This window comes from Marinomonas foliarum (assembly GCF_016906065.1).
Lineage (GTDB): Bacteria > Pseudomonadota > Gammaproteobacteria > Pseudomonadales > Marinomonadaceae > Marinomonas > Marinomonas foliarum.
Genome location: NZ_CP070273.1, coordinates 1,373,867 through 1,399,142 on the forward strand (window position 1 = coordinate 1,373,867; position 25,276 = coordinate 1,399,142).

A 25,276-nucleotide genomic window follows, 5' to 3' on the forward strand; every position below is an offset into this window, starting at 1 on the left:
AGAATCTCGCACTGTGATAACCATGCAACAGACATAAAAAAGGGACGCACAAATGGCATCCCTTTTTTGACGCTAAGCAAATATTTTATTTATCGGTATCTTGAGCGTTGCTTTCAGCAACAGGCCGACGGCTCCAATAGCTCGCCAACAAAGATCCTGAAATATTGTGCCACACACTGAAAATCGTTCCAGGTAAAGCCGCCATAGGCGTGAAAAATTTCACTGCAAGCGCTGCAGCCAAACCAGAGTTTTGCAAGCCGACTTCAAACGCAACGGTGCGACAAACACGTTGATCGAATCCGAGTAAGTAAGTTACCCAGTAACCCAAGGTCAAACCGATCGCGTTATGGATAATAACCGCCGCTGCAACCATAAGGCCAACTTGAACAATCTTAGAGGCGCTCAAAGCTACGACAATAGCAATGATCAGCACGATGGCAAACATCGAAATGTAAGGAAAAATCGGTTCTGCCTTGCGGACAAATTTTGAGAAAAACGTGTTAATTAACACACCTGCTGCAACAGGAAGCAGAACAATTTTAAACAAGCTCATTAACATACCAGCGACGGGGACATCGACACTTTGACCAATCATTATCGACACCAAGAATGGCGTTAGTATCACACCCAACAAGGTAGAAATAGCCGTCATAGAAATGGACAGCGCCGTGTCGCCTTTCGCTAAGTAACACATAACATTCGATGAGGTACCACCCGCCACACTGCCCACAAGCAACATGCCAACGGTTAATTCCGTATCAAAACCAAACGCAAAGGCCACACCAAAGGCAGCAATAGGCATGACTAAAAATTGTAATAAAACGCCAACACCAACAGCTTTGCCGTTCTTCAACACTTGCTTAAAGTCCGCAGGGCTTAGCGCCAATCCCATTGCCAACATAATGATGGTCAATAATGGAACGATTTGAGTTTTCAAACCAACAAACAAATCCGGTTGGAAGAAGGCGATTGCAGATAGCAATAATGCCCAAAAGGGGAACAGCTGGATAACCATAATACAAGACTCCAATTATGCCGCTCAGTTTTGCTTCCACAAAATCAGCAAAACGAACAGACACCACAATTAATTATTATTAGTCCCATTACAAAAATCACTCTACGAAGGAGCAATGAAAATGGGCGGAGAATTGTAACTAAATGGCATGGGTTAAAACAGCATTTATCGTGTATTAACTCTTGTATAGAAGCCGCTACGTCACCATGTTATCAACCTTAGTAAGATGAAATTGCAGCATATGCTATGAAGATACCGCCATGGATAAGGTTTTTTCCATCTTTCGGTAGCTTAACGACTCCATTAAATGCGCTCTGGTGACGGGAGAGTCACTTAAATCCGCCAAGGTCAGCGCGACTTTTAACACTCGATGATAAGCCCGTGCCGAGAGTTTTAATTTTTCCAACGCCTGCTGCATAAACTGTTTATCGTCATGACTCAGAGCACAAATATTTTCTAACTGACGACCACTTAACAGCGCATTTTGCACGCCTTGGCGCACTCGTTGCCTTGTTACCGCGCGCTCTACTCGTTCGCGAACACTTGCACTGCTCTCCCCTTCTTCGTCAGCGTTTACTAAAACATTCGATGGTAAAGGCGGCACCTCTACATGCAAATCAATACGGTCTAAAAAAGGCGCAGAGAGTTTTTTAAGGTATTTTTGACTGGCACTGGATTGATAATAATCCTGCCCGCCACTGTAGGCTTCATTACTGGCGTTCATCGCAGCAACCAACTGAAAACGAGCCGGAAAGGTCACTTGTCCACGAGCGCGTGAAATATGAACTTCACCGTTTTCTAATGGTTCGCGCAATACCTCCAATACTTTGCGGTCGAATTCCGGCAATTCATCGAGAAAAAGCACACCGCAATGCGCCAAAGACGCTTCTCCCGGCTTAGGAATTGAGCCACCACCAACCAGCGCCGCCGCAGAACAAGAGTGATGCGGAGATCGAAACGGTCTTTCAGACCAATGCCAATCCAAGCCCATTTTACGTCCCGCCACTGATTGCACCGATGCCACAGCAAGAGCTTCGGCTTCGGTCATCGCCGGCATAATGCTTGGTAAACGAGACGCCAACATGGTTTTACCAGTTCCAGCTGGACCAATAAACAATAGATTATGACCACCAGCCGCTGCAACTTCTAGGGCTCGCCGTGCTTGATACTGACCTTTTACGTCACGCATGTCTTTATGATCTAACGGCAAAGGCTCAGCTGGAGTTGACACACAAACAGGCAGTGCTGTTTGTTTTAGTAAATGTGCGGTCACTTGGGTTAAATGTTTTGCAAATACTGCATTGCCTTCTACAAGAGCCGCTTCTTGCTGATTATCTTCAGGAAGAATTAGCTGACGATTCGCCTGATGACAAGCAATGGCTGATGGCAATAAACCCGGCACACCTCGAATATCACCCGACAATGCCAGTTCACCAATAAACTCAGTATCTCGTAAGTTCAACTCTCCAAGTTGACCTGATGCCACTAATACACTAATAGCAATCGCCAAGTCATAACGACCACCCTCTTTGGGTAAATCTGCTGGCGCTAAATTAATGGTGACGCGTCGAGTAGGAAACTCAAAATGGCTATTAATAATCGCGCTACGCACACGATCTTTTGCTTCACGGACAGCCGCTTCGGGAAGGCCGACAATATTTAGGGAAGGCAGCCCATTTGAAATATGGGTTTCGACGGTAACTAAAGGAGAAGACACGCCCACACGGGCACGACTATAAATAGTGGCTAAACTCATGATCACTCCTTGATCAAAATATTTATTATGCTTTCTTATGTGAAAAACAATCCAGCTAATCACTTGATTCGTATAAACAACACATTCTTAAGAAGATCAATAGTCACAAAGGTGAATAATGGCCAACCAAATAAACCCCAACAAGCTTCTACTGTCGAAATGGACGTCCACTTCTCCACAGCAAAAAGAAAAGCATTTTATTGTTACTAAACTCATTCGAGATGAAGAAAACGTCGTTATCGAATGCGTTCTTGAAGCCGTGATCAACAAAAACCAATATCAATTGCCTTGGCAATCACTGACATCGTCTGAAGACTGGCTTCAAGGCTGGAAGTAAATCAGGACAAATTTTACAAAAACTTAGTCGTTCTTTTCTAGTTCATTTAAGCGAGCTTCTAAAACAGCAAGCTTTTCACGGTATTTTGCCAACATCGCGGCTTGCACCTCAAACTCTTCACGCGTAACCAAATCCATTTTGCTTAGCGTATTTCGCGCCACTTCATGTAATTGCGCCTGAATCTCTTCTTTTGGCAGCTTACCCAACGTTTCTGCCGCTTGGCCTAACCCCGTACCAAGTTGCTTTATAAATTGATCAATCATGTCATTCTCATTTTCATCTTTGCGGTGATTATTTATCGTGACTTTGCCTAATAGTATAGAAGTCGAAGCGGGATACAAACAAGCTCTCAGAGTACATATTACAAAGCACATCTTAATACCGTGCCCATTTATAAGCACAGATAACTTTAAAACCGCTTCTTTTTTGTGCAGAAAATCAACTGACGCAATATTGAAGCCCAAAAACCACTCTAAATAACACATTCACACCAAGATTAACCAAGTGGTTATTTCCTAACCAGAAGCAATAAGATAAAGACCTGTACGGCTTTTCTTTTCTATTTTTAAACGTCACTCGCACCATATTGATGCAGTATATTTATAGAACACACCAATATGCTGCACTATATAACGCCATTCATGACTCTTTTTAATTTCAATAAACCGACAGAATCCTTACAAAGCCTTTGATACATAGGAACTCCCATATATGGCACGCATATTGAATAAAGCTAACTACCTGCGATACGACAATAAAACTGACTTTTTAAGGAGACAGTGGGTATGAAGCTTATTACTGCCATCATCAAGCCATTTAAACTCGATGATGTTCGAGAAGCACTTTCTGAGATCGGTGTACAAGGTATTACCGTTACAGAAGTGAAAGGTTTCGGACGTCAAAAGGGCCACACAGAACTATACCGCGGCGCTGAGTACGTAGTCGATTTTCTACCGAAAGTAAAAATCGAACTTGCCATTGCAGACGACATGACTGACCAAGTAGTGGAAGCCATTACGAGTGCAGCAAACACTGGCAAAATCGGCGACGGTAAGATCTTTATCGTTAACCTTGAACAAGCGGTTCGTATTCGTACCGGCGAGACTGGTGTAGAAGCGGTTTAATTACTGCTCGAATTATCCTAGCCTTTAGGGGGGCGAAACATGCAAGATCAAATTTTTCACTTACAATATGCGATGGACACCTTTTATTTCTTGGTGTGCGGCGCACTGGTTATGTGGATGGCAGCCGGATTTGCCATGTTGGAAGCAGGTCTAGTACGTGCTAAAAACACCACTGAAATTCTTACTAAGAACGTGGCTTTGTTTGCCATTTCTTGTGTCATGTACCTAGTTTGCGGTTACTCCATCATGTACGGTGGCGAGTGGTTCCTTACAGGTATTCAAGACGTAGATGTTGCTTCTACTCTAACTGACTTTGCTGGCCGTGATGGCGGTTTTGAAGGCGGTTCTATTTACTCAGGTGCATCTGACTTCTTCTTCCAAGTTGTATTCGTTGCAACAGCCATGTCTATCGTATCTGGCGCAGTTGCTGAACGTATGAAGCTTTGGGCTTTCCTAGTATTTGCTGTTGTTATGACAGGTTTCATCTACCCAATGGAAGGTAACTGGACTTGGGGCGGCGGCTCTGTATTCGGTATGTTTAGCCTTGGTGACCTTGGTTTCACTGACTTTGCAGGTTCTGGTATCGTTCACATGGCAGGTGCTTCTGCTGCACTAGCAGGTGTATTAGTACTTGGTGCTCGTAAAGGCAAATACGGCCCTAACGGCGAAGTACGTGCCATTCCTGGTGCTAACTTACCTCTTGCTACACTAGGTACTTTCATCCTTTGGTTAGGTTGGTTCGGCTTCAACGGCGGTTCTGTACTTAAACTAGGTGACATCGCAAGTGCTAACTCTGTTGCTATGGTGTTCTTGAACACTAACGCTGCTGCAGCGGGTGGTGCAATTGGTGCGCTTATCCTAGCTCGAATCCTATTCGGTAAAGCCGATCTAACTATGCTTCTAAACGGCGCATTGGCTGGCTTGGTTGCAATCACTGCTGGTCCTGATACGCCATCTGCTCTAGGTGCGACTCTAATCGGTCTAGTTGGTGGTATGATTGTTGTTGTGTCTATCCTGACTCTAGACAAGCTTAAAATTGATGATCCAGTGGGTGCTATCTCTGTTCACGGTGTTGTTGGTCTTTGGGGCTTGCTAGCGGTTCCACTAACGAACGATGGCACAACATTCGGCGGACAAATCGCTGGTGCGCTTACTATCTTCGTTTGGGTATTCTTCTCTAGCTTGGTTGTTTGGTTAATCATCAAAGCAATCATGGGTGTTCGTGTAAGCGAAGAAGAAGAGTACGAAGGTGTTGACCTTTCTGAATGTGGTATGGAAGCATACCCAGAATTCAGCAAGAATTAATCACTCTTTTTAAAACCTAGTTTTTAAAACATCAAAACCCTCGCCTCGGCGGGGGTTTTCTTTTTATATCCCTTATTGAACAACTGCTATACCCCCTTATGACGCACTGATCTCTTACTTACTTATACAAATACGCGTTATCATGAGGGATACATAAGATCGATTGATAGAGGCAAACATGCAGCACGACGACTTACATTTAACTATTCGTAACCTAACCAACGACGATTATAATGAAATCAAAGTATTGATGGATAAGGTCTATCACGATATTGGTGGCTCATGGCCTGAGCACACTATCCACAAACTCATCAAAGACTTTCCAGAAGGCCAAATCTGTTTAGAAGACCACGGTAAAATTGTCGGTTTGGCATTATCAGTTCAAGTAAGCTATCAACGCTTTAGTAACCCACATACTTATGACGATCTTATCGATCAAAAAGAGAATGTTCTAAACGATGCTCGTGGTGATGCTATGTATGGTTTGGATGCGTTAATTGCACCTGAATATCGAGGCTATCGTCTTGGTCGCCGACTATACGAAGCCAGAAAAGACCTTTGTCGCCAACATAATTTACGCGCTATTTTAGCTGGCGGCCGTATTCCAAGTTATCATGAGCACGCCCATGAAATGAGTGCTGCGGAATATTTAGAAGCAGTGCGCGAACGTAAAATTTACGACCCGATTCTAACCTTCCAACTATCAAACGATTTCCAAGTCACTCGTTTGTTAAAGCGCTATATGCCAGAAGACGAAAAATCCCAAGGCTATGCGACTCTATTAGAATGGAAAAACATCTTCTTTGAGCCAGACACCAACGTGATTCGTTCGCGAAAAACCCAAGTTCGTATCGGAGCCATTCAATGGCAAATGCGCGAAGTTGAAAGCGTTGACGAATTGTTAAAGCAAGTTGAATACTTCATCGATGCCGTATCCGACTACAAGAGTGACTTTGTTCTCTTTCCGGAATTTTTTAACGCGCCACTAATTGGGCTTAGCCCAGACCAAAGCAACCAGACCGAAGCCATCCGCTTCTTAGCCAGCTTCACAGAGCGATTTATCAATGAAATGTCGCAGTTTGCGGTCAGTTACAATATCAACGTTATTACAGGCTCCATGCCTGTGATTGAAGACGAAGTAGTTTATAACGTTAGTTATTTATGCCGCCGTGACGGTACCGTAGAAGAACAAAAGAAAATCCACATCACGCCTCATGAGCGTCGAGATTGGGTCATCGAAGGTGGTAACGATCTGCGTGTCTTTAATACCGATGCTGGTCGCGTGGGCATCTTGATTTGTTACGACGTAGAATTCCCAGAACTGGGTCGTCTACTGGCAGAACAAGACATGGATATTTTGTTTGTCCCTTTCTGGACTGATACCAAAAACGGTTACTTGCGTGTACGTCGTTGTGCCCAAGCTCGCGCTATTGAAAACGAATGTTATGTGGTTATTTGCGGTAGCTGTGGCAACCTTCCACAAGTGGAAAACTTAGACATCCAATACGCACAAAGCTCGGTATTTTCGCCTTCAGACTTCTCTTATCCGCACGATGCGGTAATGGCGGAAACCACACCAAACACAGAAATGATTATGTTCTCTGACTTGGATTTAGATAAATTGAAACTGACACGCAGCGAAGGCTCAGTGAACAACTTGAAAGACCGTCGCACGGATCTTTATTCAGTCAATTGGAAAAAACAGCACTAATAAAAAATACTATCCAGCGATAACATGGATGTTATCGCAATCCTTTAATTCATCACTATAAAGAACACAAGAGACTATCATGGCCAAAGCAAAAACCGCTTTTGTATGCAATGAATGCGGAGCCGACTACGCAAAATGGCAAGGACAATGCCAAGCCTGCAGCGCGTGGAATTCCCTATCCGAAATTCGCCTTACCTCTGGTAAGACCTCTGCTCGCGTTTCTGCTAGCCAAGATCCACGTTATCAAGGTTACGCTGGTGCCGTGACAGGTATTCAGAATTTATCTGACGTTGATTTAGGAGATGTACCTCGCTTTAGCTCCGGAGCAAATGAATTCGACCGAGTATTAGGCGGGGGGTTAGTCCCCGGGGGTGTCGTACTGATTGGCGGACATCCAGGTGCAGGTAAAAGTACTTTACTACTGCAAACCATGTGTTGGCTGGCTCAGCAACAAAGCGCTTTGTACGTGACAGGGGAGGAATCCCTTCAGCAAGTCGCTATGCGAGCACAACGCCTTGGTTTACCTACACAAAACCTAAAAATGCTGTCTGAAACCAATGTGGAAGCGATTTTAACCATCGCTCAGCAAGTCAAACCCAAAGTCATGGTGATCGATTCGATCCAAGTCATGCATTTGGATGGCGTAGAATCCGCTCCCGGCAGTGTGTCACAAGTTCGAGAAAGCGCTGCAGTTTTAACGCGCTTCGCCAAACAAACCCAAACAGCGGTTTTATTGGTCGGTCACGTCACCAAAGACGGCTCTTTGGCAGGTCCTAAAGTACTTGAACACATGGTGGATTGCTCTGTTCTGTTGGAAGGCTCAGAAGACTCGCGCTTTCGTACTCTTCGTGGCATGAAAAACCGCTTTGGTGCCATCAATGAGCTAGGCGTTTTTGCCATGCTAGAAAATGGTTTAAAAGAAGTAAAAAACCCTAGTTCTATATTCTTGAACCGCAGCAATCATCCAGCGGCAGGCAGTCTTGTCATGGTGGTGTGGGAAGGCACACGCCCCTTGCTGGTCGAACTTCAAGCCTTGGTCGATGATTCCGCCCTAGGCAACCCAAGACGCGTTACCGTCGGCTTTGATCATAATCGCCTAGCCATGTTATTAGCGGTACTCCACAAACACGGTGGCTTGCTTACATCCGACCAAGACGTCTACTTAAACGTAGTAGGCGGTGTCAAAGTATTGGAAACCAGTGCCGATCTGGCGGCTATCGCAGCAGTTGTCTCCAGCTTCCGCGATAAAATCTTGCCCCATGATTTGGTCGTACTGGGTGAAGTGGGTTTGTCAGGAGAAATTCGACCTGTGCCATCTGGCCAAGAACGCATTAGTGAAGCCGCCAAACATGGTTTTACTAGAGCAGTGGTACCAAAAGCTAATTGCCCGAAAAAACCGATTGAGGGCATGAAAGTGATTGGCGTGGATCGTTTATCGGAAGCGCTAGACGCGATATTTGAAAACTAGCTTACACTTGCTGTAAGACGTTACGAGTTAGTCATTCGTTAATTCGAACAGATCTGCTATGGGCTCGTCTTCCATACCGTATGGAAGCGCCTTAGCAGAATCGGCCTCTAAGCGCTCTTGGCGAGCTTTTAATAAACGCGCTCGGCGCTGTTTGCACAAATCCAGTACTTGGTGACGATCTTCATTAGACAGAGAAAACCAATGGAAGCGCTCTTCTCGACTGCGTAAGCAACCTTTGCAAAAGCCTTTTTTGCTGTTTTCACAAACGCCTCGACAAGGGCTTTCTATGACGAACAGTTCTATTTGCTCCATAATGCCCTCCCTAAGAAGTTAATATGAGACGACGCTATTCTGTCGCCAACTCAAAATCGTACACTTCTTCAGGTGATAAAAAATACACCCTGTCTGCAGGGGCAGCATCCAATGAAAACCAATAAAAGCGCTCTGGCACACCCATCTCTAGATAAAAGTTCACATAGGTCGCATGAATCGGATCCGCTTCATTCAAGTTAACCGCTTTTACTCTTGTACCATCTGACCAAGCATGGACGCCAACTCCAGCACCTGCTCCAATGCTACGTTTCACGCCACCTAGAAACAGATCAACACCGCCGGAAAGCACATAACCTGTAGAAGCAATATGCGTATTCAAACCAAGCCGACGAATAAGTCGTGCGCCTTCCATGGTAGCTTGTTGATCAACCGAACCTGGAACGTCCACCAGCACTATATCGGTGATATTCGGTTTTTTACGCACCATATCACTCAATTGCTCTACAAGATCACTACCTAAGATACCCGATATATACACCGTATTTTCTTTTACATCCATGACCAAATCATCTGTCATGCTTACAGCTGCTTGTTTATTTATCGCCATTTCTGAACAAGCGGTTAAAAATAAAGCTATAAATAGACATGAAAATCTTGATAATAACGCAAGATTAAGTTTTTTCTTTTCCATATGCAGTCCAGTAATGTAAAAAGGTTGGTATCACCAATCCAAAGCGCACTTATATTTCTAAAAGCGCCAGAAGACAATATATAAACTCGTTTCAATAGCCAAATAAACAAGTTAAGGATTACAACTCTCGTGGTAACAACTAGTCAATTAAAACACCAGCACCCTTTTACTTCAAACCACGTATCTAACAGTCTGGAGCAAACGACTCAGATTTTGAACATAACGTCGGCAGCGGGTTCTATTGCTCACTTTATTTTCATTTTCTTGTTTATCTACCTCGATCAAACAACACTTGCCTGGCTAAATGTTTTGTCTCTAGGGGCATGGCTGCTAACAGTGCGGCTTAACCGATTAAAGCAACATAATATTTCTATTTTGATCATGAGCGCTGAAATAACCGTTCATGCTTTTTTCGCCACCAGTATACTCGGCGCAGATGCAGGCTTTCAGTATTATTTATGGCCTATGACACTGCTAATGATGACAACACCTTCTCTAAATATCATCTGGTCTACTGCCATTGCATTGTTACACATGGCAACCTTTGCACTACTCGTATTACTTTACCCATCTCAGGAAGAAGCTGTCGCTAGCTACTCTTCAACACTCTTTATAATGAATTTGATTTGCGCAAGCATTCCGTTTATTGCGGCAGCAGCTCTAACACGCTTAACTTACATGAGCCAATATGAGTTGATGGTCAAACTCGCTGAAAAAGATGAGCTAACCAAGCTATTTAACCGGCGTTTTGCTCTTGAAGCACTAACCTTTTATATGAAACAACAAAGTAAAAATGGCACACCATTTTGTATCAGCTTAGTAGATGTTGACCACTTTAAGCAGGTCAACGATCAACTAGGTCATAACAAAGGAGATGAAGCTCTCATTAAAATATCAGACTATTTATCTCAATCAATGCGGGCAACAGACATATCAAGCCGTTGGGGGGGTGAAGAGTTTCTTTTCATCTTCCCAAATGTTGAACTTGCTCAAATTCAGCAACGCATTGAAAATATCTGCCAAGACATGCCCAATAATGTTTCATTGGAGGGTTGGGACAAAGCCATTAGCTGCAGTTTCGGCTTGATTCAAATAGACGCAAATGAAACAGTTGAAGATGCCTTAAAGCGTGTCGATGATTCGCTTTATCAAGCGAAAAAAAATGGCCGCTACCAAGTAGTAAGCGACCATTAAAAAACATTTCTAAAGTACGATAACCACCAGATAGAAATGCCTGGGATTCATTAAAAGCCCTTCTCAGTTCATTCTAAGAAGGAAAGGAAAAGCTCTTGCCCTCACGAACACCTGCCGAAGGCCAGCGTTGTGTGATCGTTTTGCGTTTAGTGTAAAAGCGTACAGCATCTGGACCATAAGCATGTAAATCACCAAACAAAGAACGCTTCCAGCCACCAAAACTATGGTAGGCCACAGGAACTGGCAAAGGCACGTTAATCCCAACCATGCCCACCTCTATATGGTCAGAGAAGTAACGTGCTGCCTCCCCATCACGGGTAAAAATACAAGTACCGTTGCCATATTCATGGTCGTTAATCAGCGTCATAGCCTCTTCCATCGTGTCCACGCGAACAACCTGTAAAACTGGCCCGAAGATCTCTTGTTGATAGCTGTCCATGTCTTTGGTCACACCGTCGATAAGTGTCGCGCCAACAAAAAAGCCATTTTCATAACCTGCGACTTGTGGATGACGGCCATCTACCACAACAGTAGCACCTTGTGATTCTGCACTATCAATAAAGCCGACGACTTTGTCTTTATGCTCCTTAGTAATCACAGGACCAAAATCATTGTTCTTATCAGAACACTCGCCCACTTTTAGTGGCTTCATAGCGTCGGCCATTTTACTTACCAGAGCATCGCCTGCGGCTTTACCAACCGCCACTGCTACGGACAGCGCCATACAACGTTCACCAGAAGAACCAAAGGCTGCACCAAGTAGCTGGCTAACTACGTTATCCATGTCGGCATCTGGCATCACAATGGCGTGGTTTTTCGCACCACCTAGAGCCTGGCAACGTTTGCCGTTGGCACTGGCTTTGCTGTAAATGTATTCTGCAATCGGTGTAGAACCCACAAAGCTCACGGCTTTGACTCGCTTATCTTCCAACAAAGTATCCACTGCGACTTTGTCGCCATTCACTACGTTAAATACGCCTGCTGGCAAACCAGCTTCATGAAGCAAGTCGGCAATGAATAACGCCGTACTTGGGTCGCGTTCAGACGGTTTCAAAACAAATGTATTGCCACACACAATCGCCATCGGAAACATCCACAACGGCACCATGGCTGGGAAGTTAAATGGCGTAATACCTGCAACCACGCCTAGCGGCTGAAACTCACTCCAAGAATCGATATTTGGGCCGACGTTTTTACTGTACTCACCTTTTAATAATTCTGGTGCACCACAAGCGTATTCGACGTTCTCAATACCACGCTGTAACTCGCCAGCAGCGTCATGACAAATCTTGCCGTGTTCAGCGCCAATTAATTCGCAAATCTTATCCGCATGCTTTTCCAACAACATTTTGTAATTAAACATAATGCGAGCGCGCTTTAATGGTGGTGTATTTCGCCATTCTGGATAGGCAGCTTGAGCCGCAAAAATAGCTTCTTCAACGGTTTCACGAGACGCTATGGCCACTTTTTTGGCTACAACTCCAGTTGCTGGATTAAACACGTCTTGAGTACGTTCAGCTTGTTGTGAATGTTTACCGTCGATCAAGTGTCCAATGATGTCCATGTAGGCTCCGAAAATTCAAAATGTTGTCTGTTGACACTACTATGCCAAGGGGCATAAATTATAAAAACTCTAATCTATTAACGCTTACTTAAGTTTTTAGTTAACAAAGTCGCTGACTAATTTATGGGCTAAGCTTCATGACTATTATCGGGAGACAAAGGTATGAATAAATTTCAAAGTCAGGTTAGCGATGCCGATCTTCGCATATTACGAATATATCGCACCGTAGTAGAGTGTGGCGGTTTTTCTGCGGCAGAAGTAGAACTAAATATCAGCCGCGCTGCCATCAGCATTGCAATATCAGATTTGGAAACACGCTTGGGATTTCGCCTATGCCAACGTGGCCGGTCTGGCTTTTCCTTAACCAATGAAGGCAGCCAAGTATACGATTACACCTTGCAATTGTTATCCTCTATTGAAGACTTTAGAACTAATATTAATGCGCTTCATCAGCATCTAAAAGGCGAATTGAACATTGGTATTACAGACAATCTAGTCACCCTGCCCCATACACGTATTACACAAACGTTAGCTGGACTAAAGGATAAAGGGCCACAGGTCGCCATTAATATTCGCATGATTCCACCAACGGACGTAGAACGTGGCGTATTAGATGGCCGTTTACATATAGGTATAGTACCAGATTTAAAAATCCTCAGCGGTTTGGATTATCATCACTTGTACGAAGAAGAATCTAAGCTTTACTGCAGCAATACACACCCTTTGTACACTTTGGACGACAGCTCAATTTCGAAAAACAAATTAAAAGAATTCGATGCGGTCTTACCTGCCTATGCACAAACTCCAGACATCAAAGCCCAACACCAGCCTCTCACAGCCAGCGCGACAGCGACCGACCGTGAAGGTATTGCCTTTCTTATTCTAACTGGGCGTTACATTGGCTTTTTACCTGACCATGTTGCAGATCATTGGATTAGAGACGGTCGAATGCGCGCTATTTTGCCTAATGAGTGTCACTACATAACGCAATTTTCGGCCATAACTCGAAAAGGAGCACGTGCAAACCTAATATTAGAAACTTTTTTAGCCGAACTCGAAAAAACGCAATAAGGCGCACATAGGCGATTACAGCAAGATATTCATTAATAGTAATATCTCTAATATATATTTAAATGTTCATATCCCTACTTGAGAGATATAAAATACATTCATCTAACTATTTCCAATATATTTACGGAGCAATGAATGAATTCCCAAAAACGTTTAAATACGATTATTGGTATGACGCTAGCAGCTTCACTGCTGCTTGTAGGCTGCTCATCCAGCGAAGAGGAAGCTGTCGTAGAAAAAGAAATTGTACGACCTGTCAAACTAATTACCATTGAGCCAACAGATTCCATCAATATTCGTCGCTTCCCCGCTGAATTAAAAGCCAGTGAAGAGGCAGACATCGCCTTTCGTGTTGGTGGACAGTTAATGGAGCTAAACGTTGTTGCAGGACAACGCGTTAAAAAAGGTGAGCTTCTTGCCGTACTTGACCCAACAGATTTCAAGCTAGAAGTCGAACTTGCGCAAGCAAATCAAAGTCTTGCCGAAGCCCAATTCAAACGTATTCAAAATTTATTACGCCAAGGCGCAACCACTCAGTCTCAATTCGATTCGACAAAAGCGACCTTGGATCAAGCAAATAACGCGCTTCAAACAGCAAAAAACAAACTTCAATACACTAAAGTTTACGCTCCGTTTCGTGGTGTTATTGCCTCTGTAGCAACAGAGAACTTCCAGTACATCAGTGCAGCAGCACCCATTATGCATATCCAAAACATTAACGACTTGGACGTTGAGTTTCAGGTTCCAGAAAGCTTAGTAGTTAGCATCAAATCCACGCAATCGGATTACCAACCTAATGTCGTTGTTGATGTGGCTCCAGATGAAAAACTGTCAGGAACCTATAAAGAACACAACACCACACCTGATCAAACAACCATGGCTTATGATGTATCTCTTCGTCTGATCCGTAATGAAGAATCAAAACACACGTTACTACCTGGAATGACAGCGAACGTAGACATTGATTTAAGCCGCCTTTTAGGCGTGACAAGGCATGTTGTTATTCCTGTAGAAGCTGTAATGCGTCATGAAGATACGGATACAGGCAAATCCAACAGTACCGTTTGGGTTTTCAATAAAGACACAGGGAAAGTAAGCGCTCGTGTTGTTACGCTAGGCTCATTAAAAGGCAATCAGATTGAAATTACTTCTGGCCTTGAAGCAGGTGATCAAGTGGTTGCCGCAGGAGTAAGCAGTCTAACTGATGCTATGCATGTTCGTCCTTGGACACGTGAGCGAGGCCTATAATGGATATTGCTGCTTATTTCATTCAACGTAAAGTAACAAGCTGGATGGTAACACTGATCTTATTGGTCGGTGGCGCCATTGCGTTTACTAATCTAGGGCAATTAGAAGACCCTGAATTTACTATCAAGGATGCGTTAATCATCACTCAATACCCTGGTGCATCACCAGAACAGGTAGAAGAGGAAGTGACCTATCCGATTGAAACAGAACTACAGAATCTGCCTTATGTTGATAAAATCACCTCAACCTCAAAAGCAGGCTACTCCAAAGTTCAGTTAACGATCAAAGACACCTATCGTGCCAAAGAGCTTAAGCAAATTTGGGACGAAGTACGGAAGAAGATCCGTGATATTCAAGGCCAATTTCCAAGCGGCGTAGCAACACCTATGGTGTTAGACGACTTTGGCGATGTGTACGGCGTGATGCTGGCGATTAATGGCGAAGGCTATCCATACAAAGACCTTAAAAATTACGTTGATTACATCAAACGTGAATTAGTATTGGTTGATGGCGTGGCAAAAGTAACCGTTGCAGCTGAGCAAGACGAGCAAGTCACCATAGAGATTTCTCGTTCAAAAATGGCCAATATGGGAATCGCTCCAAGTCAATTAGAAAGCCTACTAGCAAATCAAAACAGTGTGTCGAATGCTGGCCGCGTAAAAGTCGGCAGTGAGTACATTCGCATTAGCCCAACAGGTGAATTCAAAGACATCTCTGAACTAGAAAACCTAATTGTTGGTACACCAACCGATGGCAATTTAATTCGTCTACGTGACATCGCCACAGTGAAACGTGAATACGTTGAGCCACAAACTCATATTGTTGATTTTAATGGCGCGAAATCACTGTTGCTTGGTATCTCATTTTCATCAGGTGTCAACGTGGTGAAAATTGGTGAAGTATTAGAAAACCGTATCGAAGAGCTACAGTACCAACAACCTGTTGGTCTAAACATGGAACCTATCTACTTCCAGTCAAAAGAAGTAGAACGTTCCGTATCCAATTTCTTGCTTAACCTTGTTGCTGCTGTTGCTATCGTTATTCTAGTGCTGTTGGTATTCATGGGGATTCGCTCTGGTATTTTGATTGGTATCATCCTACTGCTTACCATTCTTGGTACCTTCATTGTGATGGATTACTTCCATATCAATCTACAGCGGATTTCTCTTGGTGGCTTAATCATCGCCCTCGGGATGCTGGTGGATAACGCCATCGTGGTAACCGAAGGTGTGCTCATCGGTATGCAAAGAGGCATGACCAAAATACAAGCCGCCAGTGCGGTTGTGAAACAAACTAAATGGCCTCTTTTAGGCGCAACCGTTATTGCGGTTACCGCTTTTGCTCCTATTGGTTTATCTCCAGACTCAGTGGGTGAATTCGTTGGATCATTGTTCTATGTATTATTGATCTCTCTGCTACTTAGCTGGATCACCGCCATTACCCTAACGCCTTTCTTTTGTGATTTATTCTTTAAAGAAACTATTACAAAAGCCAACAATGAAGATGGCTCTGCAGAAGAGCTAGCCGATCCTTACAAAGGCTTCATCTTTACTGGTTATAAATGGTTGTTAGATAAGGCTATGCATTACCGTTGGGTCACTGTCATTCTTTTGGTAGGAAGCTTATTAACTGCAGGTTGGGCATTCCAATTTGTGAAGCAATCTTTCTTCCCACCTTCCACAACACCAATGTTCTATATGGACATTCAAATGCCGGAAGGAACCCACATAGACAGCACTTACAAAACGGTAAGACAGATTGAGACAGATCTTTTAAAAGATGATCGAATTAACTATGTGACATCGACAACAGGACAAGGCGCGTTGCGCTTCATGCTGACTTACAATGCAGAACAGGCTAACTCTAGTTACGCTCAGTTCATCGTTCGTACTGAGAGCACTGAAGTGATTCCTGGTTTACTCAAAGACTTGTATTACAAAATGCAGGAAGAGTATCCAGAGCTGGAAGTAAAACTACAACGTCTACAGTTAGGGCCAGCCAGTGGCGCGAAACTTGAAGCACGTGTAAGTGGTCCGGATCCTAAACATTTACGTCAAATAAGCGCGCAAATCCAAGATATTTACCGTGCTGATGGCGGCCTTGAAAACATTAAAGATAACTGGCGTCAGCCTGTTAAGGTACTTCGCCCAATCTTTAATGATGCTCAAGCTCGACGTCTTGGTATCAGTAAGAAAGAATTGGACGATGTGTTGTTAACCAACTTCACAGGGTCACAAATTGGCTTGTACCGTGAAGGCACAGATTTACTACCAATCGTAAGAACGGCGCCAGAAAATGAGCGCGTTTCTATCGATCAGATTCGTGATTTGCAAATTTACAGCCCGGCGTCAGGATCTTACGTGACTCTTTCTACATTGGTATCTGGGTTTGAAACCGTGTGGGAAGACCCGATCATTGAACGTCGCGACCGTAAACGTACTATCACCGTGATGGCAGACCCTAAGATTTTGGGTGATGAAACCGCCATGGCGATCTTTGGTCGTACCCGTGGTGCAGTCGAAGCGATTCACTTACCACCAGGTTATGTATTGGATTGGGGTGGCGAATATGAAAGCAGTACCGATGCTCAAGCAAACATATTCAAGGCATTGCCTATGGGCTACCTGTTTATGTTTATCATCACCATACTGCTGTTTAACTCAATTCGTGTACCACTGACCATTTGGTTCTGTGTGCCTCTCGCGTTAATTGGGGTGTCAACAGGGTTACTGGTGATGAACTCGGCATTCAGCTTTATGGCACTGCTTGGCTTCTTGAGCTTGTCCGGTATGACAGTGAAAAACGGTATCGTGTTAGCAGATCAAATAAACTACGAACTAGAACAAGGTACAGAGAAGTATGAAGCTATTTTCAATTCTGCTGTAAGCCGTGTTCGCCCCGTTTGTATGGCGGCAATCACAACCATTCTTGGTATGATACCCTTGCTTTACGATGCTTTCTTTGAAGGCATGGCCGTGGTAATTTCTTTTGGTCTGGGCTTTGCGACCTTGCTAACATTGGTTGCTGTACCTGTCTTTTACGCCATGTTATTCCGCGTCAAATATCGTCATCACGCAGACTTTGAATAATACTACTGGATACTAACGAACCCTTGTATTCATAGAATGGAGCCTTATCAATTTGATAAGGCTCCTGTTTTTAAATCTAAACAATACTGAGAAAACCATGCATCTAGACGACATCTTAAAATTAGACATTAAGCTACTCGTCGCCTTTGTCACCATCATGGAAGAAGGCAGTGTTTCTCGCGCTGCAGAGCGACTCGGCGTGACGCAGCCCGCACTAAGCAAAAGCTTACAGCGTCTTAGAGAGCTATTTAAAGATTCTCTTTTCACTCGCCAAGCTTATGGGTTAAGCCCAACCGCTCGCGCATCAGAACTTCACGATCTAGTACAGCCTATTTTAAGCTCTCTTTCTGAACTAATGAGCCCAAATTCATTGGATTTAAAAAGCTTAGATAGACGTTTCAAGCTACGTGCAGATGAAGGCGATTTAGAAAATTTCATTGAACCTTTGTTGGCTTCTCTACAGCACCAAGCACCAAAGCTCAGGCTTTCAATTACCTCATGGGGCGACTCTCAAATAGACGAGCTTGTGACGGGAAATGTTGACCTTGGCATTATGCGAATTAGCGATACACCTAGCAATATCCGTAGCAAGCTAATTGGCTACATGGAGGCCTGTATCATTTTGAGCGAAGCACACCCGCTATTTCATCAAGATGAAGTATCGGTAACAGACTTACTGTCTCATAAGGTTGTAACGCACCATTTACGCAGCAATCGAAATAGTTCTTTTTCGAAAACAGAACAAAAACTCAAACAAAGAGGCCACGTCATCCAGCCAGACTTAGAAACGGACAGTTTGATGGTCGCCATGCAAGCAGTGAAACGCGGTATGGCACTGGTAACCTCGCGCTCCATTGGTGATTTGTTCTTGCATGTAATGTGTGAAAAAGCCCATTTCTATCCAGTCAAACTATTACCAATTCCCAATGAGGTATTAGAACTTGATGAATTTAATGGCCGACACCCTATTCACATTTTCTGGCATGAACGCTTCAACAATGACTTAGCCCACCGCTGGCTAAGGGAACAGATCATCGACTTTATGCGTGAATCACCTTGGATGCACCCGCCCGCTTAATCTCTATTTATTTAACCAGCACACCATTCTATCTCATAGACAGTATTATCCTGCGTCGCGTTCGGCTCTAAGCCAATCAAAGCGCGGGATACTTTCACCGTCAATTTCAACATATTCTTGAAACATACTAAGTGGTCTTGCCCACCAGCCAAATTCACCATATAACGCTTGGTAAATAACTAACTCTTCTTCTGTTTCACTGTGTTTCGCCACTCGCTCAACCCAGTAAAGTGCGCCTTTATAATGTTGATATACACCCTCTTTCATATTAACCCTCTTCATACTTTTTAAAAATCGACCATAAATAGCCAATATCCACAAAAACGTGTCGCCAATAAGAAAGTTCCCATCTTACGCGCCGAACATAACTTGGTGATAATACTTCCCATACTATCGTTTATCACTCATCTTTCAGGAATGCGCTATGTATCTAGTACGCCCAGCAGATTTTGCGGATCTCCCTGCACTGGAACGTCTTGCCCAACAGGCTGGTATAGGTATCACCAATTTTCCTGCCAATAGAGATCGCTTGAACGACAAAATCGCTTCTTCCCGCCGCTCATTACAAACAGATGTGGTACAACCGGGCGATGAATCCTACTTGTTTGTTTTAGTAGATACCAGCAATGATAAAATTGTTGGCTGTTGCGGAATAGACGCTATGGTTGGCATAGATACGCCATTTTACAGCTACCGAATTGACGAAGTCGTACACGCATCCCCACAGTTACAAATTCACAATCGCATACCCGCTCTCTTTCTCTGCCATGACTACAGCGGCACCAGCCGACTGATTGCATTGATTGTAGATAAAGCCCATCAAAACAGCCTAGCAATGTCACTGCTATCCAGAGCTCGTCTGCTTTTTATTGCACGTTATCCAGAACGTTTCACCAAGCGCCTATTTGCCGAACTGCGTGGCGAAAGCGACAAACAGGGTTACTCCGCTTTTTGGGATGCTTTAGGAAAACATTTTTTTACCATGGACTTCAAAAAAGCCGACTATCTTTCAGGTGTCAGTAATAAAAATTTCATTGCGGAATTAATGCCACGCTACCCGATTTATGTTCCAACCTTGCCTGAAGCCGCGCAAGAAGCCATTGGTGTTATCCATGAAAACTCAGATCAGAGCGCCGAGGTATTGCTCAATGAAGGGTTCGAATTCCGTGGTTATATCGATATTTTTGATGCTGGCCCAAGCATCGAAGCAAGAACAGAAAGCCTACACACTATTGCACAGCAGAAAACGGACAAAGCACTGAGTTTAACAGATGCCGCCAAAGGCCCTATGCACCTGATTTCTGCCGGACATTTAGAACACTTTAGAGTCACTGCCGCACCAGCGGAACCACAGGTCGCAGGGCTCGCCTTAGAAAAAGCGACACAAGAACGATTGGGTATCTCATCAGGACACCGCATTCAATGGGTCGCACTGTGAATAACTTTAAAAGAGGAAAACCACCATGATGGTCATACGCCCTATTTGTCAGAATGACCTAAAGTCACTTTATCGACTTGCGGAAAAAACCGGAATTGGTTTTACCTCTTTAGTCTCTGACGAAGCCACCTTACAAAGAAAAATCGATGGTGCCGTTCGCTCTTTTAATAAAGAAGACGTGACCGCACCTCATAATGAAGATTACTTAATGGTGCTAGAAGACTCCAGCACAGGCGACATCGTCGGTACCTGCGGTATCTTAGCAACTGTGGGGTTAGACGAACCCTTTTACAGCTATCACCTAGGAACCATCACTCATGCGTCCCGTGAGTTGAAAGTACATAATGTCATTCCAACGCTGGTTCTTAATAACGACTTCACCGGTTGCAGCGAGATTTGCACACTATTTTTAGAAGAAGATTACCGCCATTCAAAAAACGGGCAACTGCTTTCTAAAGCACGCTTTATGTTCATGGCACAATTCCCTGAGCGCTTTACAGAGAAAGTATTTGCTGAAATGCGCGGTATCAGCAACGAAGATGGCGTTTCACCACTTTGGGAAAGTCTTGGTCGTCATTTTTTCTCGATTGATTTCAAAGAAGCCGATGAACTGACAGCACAAGGTAATAAACAGTTTATTGCTGAACTGATGCCAAACAACCCAGTGTACGTAAACTTGCTTCCACCTGAAGCCCGTGAGGTTTTGGGACAAGTCCACAAAAACACCGTACCTGCTCGTCGTCTACTAGAGCAAGAAGGCTTCCGCTATGAAAACTATGTCGACATTTTTGATGGTGGACCAAGCTTAGAAGCTCGCGTTCAAGACATTCGTGCCGTACGCGACAGCCGTCTTTGCCTTGCCAACATAGGACAGCCAAAAGGCACAAAAGAAGGCGTTAACGAAGGTAATTACTACCTAGTATCCAATGCCAAGGTCGCAGATTTCAGGTGTATCTTAATCCAGCGTACCATTCCACCAGGTAGCGCCATGACCCTAACGCAAGAAGAAGCTGACGCACTTTGCATCACAAATAAAGAACCCGTTCGAATCGTCGAATTATCCCCATATTCAAGATAAATGCGCACGAACTAACAGGAGTCACCATGAAACAAGCACAGTATATTAATGGTCAATGGATAGCAGGCGAAGGCCAATTGCTCCGCTCTATTGATCCAGCGGACGCCAGTTTAGTATGGCAAGCCAACACAGCCACATCAGGCCAAGTCGATTTAGCCATCAATGCGGCTCGCACAGCCTTTCCTGCTTGGGCCAATCGTCCTTTAGAAGAACGCTTAACAATTATTGAAGCCTTTGCTGCACTGGTTAAAGAGCACAGCGAAGGCATAGCAACTGTGATAAGCCGTGAAACAGGCAAACCAATCTGGGAAACCCGTACCGAAGCCGCTGCCATGGTGGGCAAAGTCGCCATTTCACAGCAGGCTTACCATGAAAGAACCGGCGAAAAAACTACGCCCATGCCAGGCGCGACAGCTCGATTACGCCATCGTCCACATGGCGTGGTTGCCGTATTTGGTCCTTATAACTTCCCTGGGCATTTACCTAACGGCCATATTGTTCCTGCACTGATTGCTGGTAACACTGTGGTTTTCAAACCAAGCGAACAAGCACCCGCGACGTCTGACCTAATCATCCAATTATGGGAAAAAGCAGGCTTACCAGCTGGCGTGATCAACCTAATTCAAGGTGAGCGTGAAACAGGTGTAGCCCTAGCAAATCATCAAGGTATCGACGGATTATTCTTCACCGGTAGCCCACAAGTCGGCCATATTTTGCATAACGACTTTGCGGGTCACCCAGGTAAAATCTTGGCATTAGAAATGGGCGGCAATAATCCATTGTTGGTGTCAGAAAAAGTCGCAGACCAACGCGCGGCAGTACATGAAATCATCCAATCGGCATTTATTTCAGCAGGACAGCGCTGCACTTGCGCCCGTCGTTTATTATTACCATCGGGCGAGATTGGCGATGCCATTTTGCAATCCCTAGTAACGGCGACCAAAGCGTTAAAAATCGACCGTTTTGATGCGGTCGATCAGCCATTTATGGGGCCAGTCGTATCTGCACAAGCCGCCGACGGTTTGCTGCAAGCTTATCAAAAGCTTATTAAGTTAGGGGCTGCTCCTATCTTAGAAATGACCCGTGGCGACAGCCAAACAGGCTTTGTGACCCCGGGCATTATCGATGCCACCGACATGCTAGACGAACTGCCAGACCAAGAATACTTCGGCCCACTGCTGACCGTGATTCGCTATGACTCGCTAGATCAAGCCATGAGCATCGCCAACAACACCAAATTTGGCTTATCAGCAGGCGTTTTGTCTGACGATGCAGCCGAATATGAATGGTTCTTACAACATAGCCGTGCCGGCATTATCAACTGGAACCGCCAAACCACAGGCGCATCCAGTAATGCACCGTTCGGTGGAACTGGCGCCAGCGGCAACCACAGAGCCAGCGCCTACTATGCAGCAGATTATTGCGCGTACCCAGTTGCTAGTATTGAAGCTGACAGCTTAACCATGCCCGAAAAACTCGGCCATGGCATAACGCTTTAGTGCGTCATAGAGAACGACAAAGAAAACTTAGATTCAGATACAACAAGAGGCAATTATGAACACAGCGACAGAAGCCAATTTTGACGGCTTAGTGGGCCCAACCCACAACTACAGCGGCCTATCTTTTGGTAACGTCGCTTCATTGAATAACTCGGCACGCCCGTCCAACCCGAAAGCGGCAGCAAAGCAAGGCTTGGTTAAGATGAAAGCCTTGGCGGATCTAGGATTCGTACAAGGTGTACTCGCGCCACATGAACGCCCGCACATACCGACCCTGCGCCGTTTAGGCTTTTCGGGGACCGATGCTGACATATTAGAACAAGCCGCCAAACAAGCCCCTAAACTGCTCGCGGCGGTCAGCTCCGCGTCTTGCATGTGGACAGCCAACGCCGCAACCGTATCACCAAGTGGCGACACCAGCGACAATCGTGTGCACTTCACGCCTGCCAACTTGGTAAACAAATTCCATCGCTCCATCGAACATGAAACCACAGGCGCGATTTTACAAGCGACCTTCAAAGACGATAAACACTTCGCTCATCATCCCGCTTTGCCAAGTGTCGATCACTTCGGTGACGAAGGCGCAGCCAACCACACACGCTTTTGTCATGGTTATAGCGAACAAGGCATCGAATTCTTTGTCTACGGAATGGAAGCCTTCAACAACAGTGCGCCTAAACCTGCTAAATTTCCTGCACGCCACACCTTAGAAGCTTCCCAAGCCGTGGCGCGTCGTCATGGATTATCCGCAGACCAAGTAGTTTACGCACAACAAAACCCAGACGTCATCGACGCAGGCGTCTTCCATAATGACGTAATTGCCGTAGGTAATCGCAACGCGCACTTTTATCACCAAGAAGCTTTCTTAGATACTGCCAAAATGAAGCAAGATTTGCTTACCGCTTGGGGAGACAGAGCATCGAAATTTCACCTCATTGAAGTGCCAAGCGATGCGGTGTCAGTACAAGACTGCATCCAGTCCTACCTGTTTAACAGCCAGCTACTAAGCCGTGGTGACGATGACATGGTGTTGGTAGTACCAGGCGAGTGTGAAAGTAACCCAGCCGTTTGGGCGTATTTAAACAGCCTGGTTGCAGGCCAATCTCCAATCAACGAGATTAAAGTCTTCGACCTAAAACAAAGCATGAGCAACGGCGGCGGCCCAGCTTGCCTTCGACTTCGCATCGCCCTAACCCAAGCCGAACAACAAGCCATCAACCCATCGACACTGATGAACGATGTCTTGTTTGAACGCTTAAATAACTGGGTCGAAAAACACTACCGCGACCAACTGCATGAAAAAGACCTTGCTGATCCGCAGCTATTAATAGAAAGCCGCAGCGCATTAGATGAACTAACTCAGATAATGAACTTAGGAAGCGTCTACGAATTTCAGCGGTAGTCTTGAATAACCCCACCCTAACCCTCCCCTTGAAGATAAGGGGAAGGAACAAAAATGCTTCGCTCCTCCCCCTGCTAAGGGGGAGGCTGGGAGGGGATCAAAAGACCTTACCAACCCCATCCTAACCTTCCCCTTGAAGATAAGGGGAAGGAACAAAAATGCTTCGCTCCTCCCCCTGCTAAGGGGGAGGCTGGGAGGGGGTCAAAAGACCTTACCAACCCCATCCTAACCTTCCCCTTGAAGATAAGGGGAAGGAACAAAAATGTCTTAGCTCCTCCCCCTGCTAAGGGGGAGGCTGGGAGGGGGTTAACTAATTTCACCCAAAATAACATTAAGAACAGCATCTAATTCGTTCATAACCTGTTCATTGGTAAAGAGTAAAACTTGTAACCCCTTTCTATTAAGATAAATTGTTCGTTCAATATCATATTTTCTAGCTTCATCTGTGTAATGGCTATCACCATCAACCTCGATAACAAGATGCTTTTCAGGGCAATAGAAATCCACTATATAAGAACCCACTCCATGCTGCCTTCGAAATTTCACACCAAGTTGGCGACCTCTAATATGACGCCATAAATGCCTTTCAGGTTCTGGCATTACATTTCTTAGCTCCGTTCTTAAAGCCTGGTATTTCTTAGGGTTAAATATTCGTTCGCTCATTCCATAAGCCTTTTCTGAAGCCCTAAAACAACCCCATCCTAACCTTCCCCTTGAAGATAAGGGGAAGGAACAAAAATGCCTTAGCTCCTCCCCCTGCTAAGGGGGAGGCTGGGAGGGGATCAAAAGACCTTACCAACCCCATCCTAACCTTCCCCTTGAAGATAAGGGGAAGGAACAAAAATGTCTTAGCTCCTCTCCCTGCTAAGGGGGAGGCTGGGAGGGGGTCAAAAGACCTTATCAACCCCATCCTAACCTTCCCCTTGAAGATAAGG

General features: G+C 44.8%; 22 protein-coding genes. 14 read left to right on the forward strand and 8 right to left on the reverse strand.

Annotated elements, in window-relative coordinates:
• Positions 1–85: 85 nt before the first annotated feature.
• Together JSY38_RS06395 and JSY38_RS06400 are read right to left on the reverse strand one after the other, a co-directional pair.
• Entirely contained in the window at positions 86–1,015 is a 930-nt protein-coding gene (locus JSY38_RS06395; protein ID WP_114412606.1) for a bile acid:sodium symporter family protein, read from the reverse strand.
• Between the two features lie 244 nt (positions 1,016–1,259).
• A complete protein-coding gene (locus JSY38_RS06400) occupies positions 1,260–2,771 on the reverse strand; it encodes a YifB family Mg chelatase-like AAA ATPase (RefSeq protein ID WP_205115880.1) in 1,512 nt (503 codons plus the stop codon).
• Positions 2,772–2,889: 118 nt separating this feature from the next.
• On the opposite strand from JSY38_RS06400, the gene JSY38_RS06405 reads away from it, so the two are divergent.
• Positions 2,890–3,108 carry a TIGR02450 family Trp-rich protein gene (locus JSY38_RS06405; protein ID WP_205115882.1) on the forward strand — a complete coding sequence of 73 codons (219 nt, stop codon included), beginning with the start codon at positions 2,890–2,892 and terminating at the stop codon, positions 3,106–3,108.
• A 23-nt stretch (positions 3,109–3,131) separates the two neighbouring features.
• Here the strand turns inward: JSY38_RS06405 and JSY38_RS06410 are convergent, their stop codons facing one another.
• A complete protein-coding gene (locus tag JSY38_RS06410; RefSeq protein ID WP_110577012.1) occupies positions 3,132–3,371 on the reverse strand; it encodes an accessory factor UbiK family protein in 240 nt (79 codons plus the stop codon).
• Between the two features lie 522 nt (positions 3,372–3,893).
• On the opposite strand from JSY38_RS06410, the gene glnK reads away from it, so the two are divergent.
• The 4 genes from glnK to radA all read left to right on the forward strand — a co-directional run bounded on the left by glnK (position 3,894) and on the right by radA (position 8,716).
• A complete protein-coding gene (glnK, locus tag JSY38_RS06415) occupies positions 3,894–4,232 on the forward strand; it encodes a P-II family nitrogen regulator (RefSeq protein ID WP_110576897.1) in 339 nt (112 codons plus the stop codon).
• Positions 4,233–4,271: 39 nt separating this feature from the next.
• Complete coding sequence (locus JSY38_RS06420) at positions 4,272–5,537, forward strand: ammonium transporter (protein WP_114412602.1); 1,266 nt, start codon at positions 4,272–4,274, stop codon at positions 5,535–5,537.
• Positions 5,538–5,715: 178 nt separating this feature from the next.
• Positions 5,716–7,248, forward strand: coding sequence for a carbon-nitrogen hydrolase family protein (locus JSY38_RS06425; protein ID WP_114412601.1), 1,533 nt, complete (start codon positions 5,716–5,718; stop codon positions 7,246–7,248).
• Positions 7,249–7,327: 79 nt separating this feature from the next.
• Positions 7,328–8,716 carry a DNA repair protein RadA gene (gene radA / locus JSY38_RS06430; protein WP_114412600.1) on the forward strand — a complete coding sequence of 463 codons (1,389 nt, stop codon included), beginning with the start codon at positions 7,328–7,330 and terminating at the stop codon, positions 8,714–8,716.
• Positions 8,717–8,743: 27 nt separating this feature from the next.
• Here radA and JSY38_RS06435 read toward each other — a convergent pair whose 3' ends face one another.
• Complete coding sequence (locus tag JSY38_RS06435; RefSeq protein WP_114412599.1) at positions 8,744–9,028, reverse strand: DUF1289 domain-containing protein; 285 nt, start codon at positions 9,026–9,028, stop codon at positions 8,744–8,746.
• Positions 9,029–9,062: 34 nt separating this feature from the next.
• Positions 9,063–9,566: a COG3904 family protein gene (locus JSY38_RS06440; protein ID WP_239544389.1), complete on the reverse strand. Its 504-nt coding sequence runs from the start codon at positions 9,564–9,566 to the stop codon at positions 9,063–9,065.
• A 243-nt stretch (positions 9,567–9,809) separates the two neighbouring features.
• On the opposite strand from JSY38_RS06440, the gene JSY38_RS06445 reads away from it, so the two are divergent.
• The gene (locus tag JSY38_RS06445; protein WP_205115886.1) at positions 9,810–10,874 is read left to right on the forward strand and encodes a GGDEF domain-containing protein; all 1,065 of its coding nucleotides are present in this window, start codon (positions 9,810–9,812) and stop codon (positions 10,872–10,874) included.
• 73 nt (positions 10,875–10,947) lie between these two features.
• On the opposite strand, the gene JSY38_RS06450 is transcribed toward JSY38_RS06445, so the two are convergent.
• Positions 10,948–12,438, reverse strand: coding sequence for a CoA-acylating methylmalonate-semialdehyde dehydrogenase (locus JSY38_RS06450; RefSeq protein ID WP_114412596.1), 1,491 nt, complete (start codon positions 12,436–12,438; stop codon positions 10,948–10,950).
• Between the two features lie 162 nt (positions 12,439–12,600).
• Between JSY38_RS06450 and JSY38_RS06455 the strand changes: the two genes are divergently transcribed.
• From JSY38_RS06455 to JSY38_RS06470, 4 genes are all read left to right on the forward strand, one after another.
• On the forward strand, positions 12,601–13,509 hold the full coding sequence (locus JSY38_RS06455; protein WP_205115888.1) for a LysR family transcriptional regulator: 909 nt from the start codon (positions 12,601–12,603) through the stop codon (positions 13,507–13,509).
• Positions 13,510–13,644: 135 nt separating this feature from the next.
• Entirely contained in the window at positions 13,645–14,757 is a 1,113-nt protein-coding gene (locus JSY38_RS06460; protein ID WP_114412594.1) for an efflux RND transporter periplasmic adaptor subunit, read from the forward strand.
• On the forward strand, positions 14,757–17,846 hold the full coding sequence (locus JSY38_RS06465) for an efflux RND transporter permease subunit (RefSeq protein WP_114412593.1): 3,090 nt from the start codon (positions 14,757–14,759) through the stop codon (positions 17,844–17,846). The genes JSY38_RS06460 and JSY38_RS06465 overlap by 1 nt, the downstream gene beginning before the upstream one ends.
• 97 nt (positions 17,847–17,943) lie before the next feature.
• A complete protein-coding gene (locus tag JSY38_RS06470) occupies positions 17,944–18,924 on the forward strand; it encodes a LysR family transcriptional regulator (RefSeq protein ID WP_205115892.1) in 981 nt (326 codons plus the stop codon).
• Positions 18,925–18,969: 45 nt separating this feature from the next.
• On the opposite strand, the gene JSY38_RS06475 is transcribed toward JSY38_RS06470, so the two are convergent.
• Positions 18,970–19,191, reverse strand: a complete 222-nt coding sequence (locus JSY38_RS06475; RefSeq protein WP_114412591.1) for a DUF1653 domain-containing protein — start codon at positions 19,189–19,191, stop codon at positions 18,970–18,972.
• A gap of 157 nt (positions 19,192–19,348) precedes the next feature.
• Here JSY38_RS06475 and JSY38_RS06480 point away from each other — a divergent pair, with 157 nt between their 5' ends.
• The 4 genes from JSY38_RS06480 to astB are packed head-to-tail and all read left to right on the forward strand — an operon-like array spanning position 19,349 to position 24,341.
• The gene (locus tag JSY38_RS06480; protein WP_205115894.1) at positions 19,349–20,362 is read left to right on the forward strand and encodes an arginine N-succinyltransferase; all 1,014 of its coding nucleotides are present in this window, start codon (positions 19,349–19,351) and stop codon (positions 20,360–20,362) included.
• A 25-nt stretch (positions 20,363–20,387) separates the two neighbouring features.
• Positions 20,388–21,440 carry an arginine N-succinyltransferase gene (gene astA, locus JSY38_RS06485; RefSeq protein WP_205115895.1) on the forward strand — a complete coding sequence of 351 codons (1,053 nt, stop codon included), beginning with the start codon at positions 20,388–20,390 and terminating at the stop codon, positions 21,438–21,440.
• Positions 21,441–21,466: 26 nt separating this feature from the next.
• Complete coding sequence (astD, locus tag JSY38_RS06490; RefSeq protein ID WP_205115896.1) at positions 21,467–22,939, forward strand: succinylglutamate-semialdehyde dehydrogenase; 1,473 nt, start codon at positions 21,467–21,469, stop codon at positions 22,937–22,939.
• A 55-nt stretch (positions 22,940–22,994) separates the two neighbouring features.
• Positions 22,995–24,341 (forward strand): N-succinylarginine dihydrolase, encoded by a 1,347-nt coding sequence (astB, locus tag JSY38_RS06495; protein WP_205115897.1) that lies wholly within the window; start codon positions 22,995–22,997, stop codon positions 24,339–24,341.
• Positions 24,342–24,647: 306 nt separating this feature from the next.
• On the opposite strand, the gene JSY38_RS06500 is transcribed toward astB, so the two are convergent.
• Positions 24,648–25,004 (reverse strand): endonuclease domain-containing protein, encoded by a 357-nt coding sequence (locus JSY38_RS06500; protein WP_205115898.1) that lies wholly within the window; start codon positions 25,002–25,004, stop codon positions 24,648–24,650.
• Positions 25,005–25,276: the final 272 nt, after the last annotated feature.

Bases quoted from the DNA above. Each gene is read 5' to 3' on its own strand.
- astA (WP_205115895.1), top strand. From the start codon at position 20,388: ATGATGGTCATACGCCCTATTTGTCAGAATGACCTAAAGTCACTTTAT.
- JSY38_RS06435 (WP_114412599.1), bottom strand. From the start codon at position 9,028: ATGGAGCAAATAGAACTGTTCGTCATAGAAAGCCCTTGTCGAGGCGTT.
- JSY38_RS06500 (WP_205115898.1), bottom strand. From the start codon at position 25,004: ATGAGCGAACGAATATTTAACCCTAAGAAATACCAGGCTTTAAGAACG.
- JSY38_RS06455 (WP_205115888.1), top strand. From the start codon at position 12,601: ATGAATAAATTTCAAAGTCAGGTTAGCGATGCCGATCTTCGCATATTA.
- JSY38_RS06450 (WP_114412596.1), bottom strand. From the start codon at position 12,438: ATGGACATCATTGGACACTTGATCGACGGTAAACATTCACAACAAGCT.
- JSY38_RS06465 (WP_114412593.1), top strand. From the start codon at position 14,757: ATGGATATTGCTGCTTATTTCATTCAACGTAAAGTAACAAGCTGGATG.
- JSY38_RS06440 (WP_239544389.1), bottom strand. From the start codon at position 9,566: ATGACAGATGATTTGGTCATGGATGTAAAAGAAAATACGGTGTATATA.
- JSY38_RS06425 (WP_114412601.1), top strand. From the start codon at position 5,716: ATGCAGCACGACGACTTACATTTAACTATTCGTAACCTAACCAACGAC.
- glnK (WP_110576897.1), top strand. From the start codon at position 3,894: ATGAAGCTTATTACTGCCATCATCAAGCCATTTAAACTCGATGATGTT.
- JSY38_RS06400 (WP_205115880.1), bottom strand. From the start codon at position 2,771: ATGAGTTTAGCCACTATTTATAGTCGTGCCCGTGTGGGCGTGTCTTCT.
- astB (WP_205115897.1), top strand. From the start codon at position 22,995: ATGAACACAGCGACAGAAGCCAATTTTGACGGCTTAGTGGGCCCAACC.
- JSY38_RS06395 (WP_114412606.1), bottom strand. From the start codon at position 1,015: ATGGTTATCCAGCTGTTCCCCTTTTGGGCATTATTGCTATCTGCAATC.
- JSY38_RS06470 (WP_205115892.1), top strand. From the start codon at position 17,944: ATGCATCTAGACGACATCTTAAAATTAGACATTAAGCTACTCGTCGCC.
- JSY38_RS06460 (WP_114412594.1), top strand. From the start codon at position 13,645: ATGAATTCCCAAAAACGTTTAAATACGATTATTGGTATGACGCTAGCA.
- JSY38_RS06420 (WP_114412602.1), top strand. From the start codon at position 4,272: ATGCAAGATCAAATTTTTCACTTACAATATGCGATGGACACCTTTTAT.
- JSY38_RS06410 (WP_110577012.1), bottom strand. From the start codon at position 3,371: ATGATTGATCAATTTATAAAGCAACTTGGTACGGGGTTAGGCCAAGCG.
- JSY38_RS06480 (WP_205115894.1), top strand. From the start codon at position 19,349: ATGTATCTAGTACGCCCAGCAGATTTTGCGGATCTCCCTGCACTGGAA.
- radA (WP_114412600.1), top strand. From the start codon at position 7,328: ATGGCCAAAGCAAAAACCGCTTTTGTATGCAATGAATGCGGAGCCGAC.
- JSY38_RS06475 (WP_114412591.1), bottom strand. From the start codon at position 19,191: ATGAAAGAGGGTGTATATCAACATTATAAAGGCGCACTTTACTGGGTT.
- astD (WP_205115896.1), top strand. From the start codon at position 21,467: ATGAAACAAGCACAGTATATTAATGGTCAATGGATAGCAGGCGAAGGC.
- JSY38_RS06405 (WP_205115882.1), top strand. From the start codon at position 2,890: ATGGCCAACCAAATAAACCCCAACAAGCTTCTACTGTCGAAATGGACG.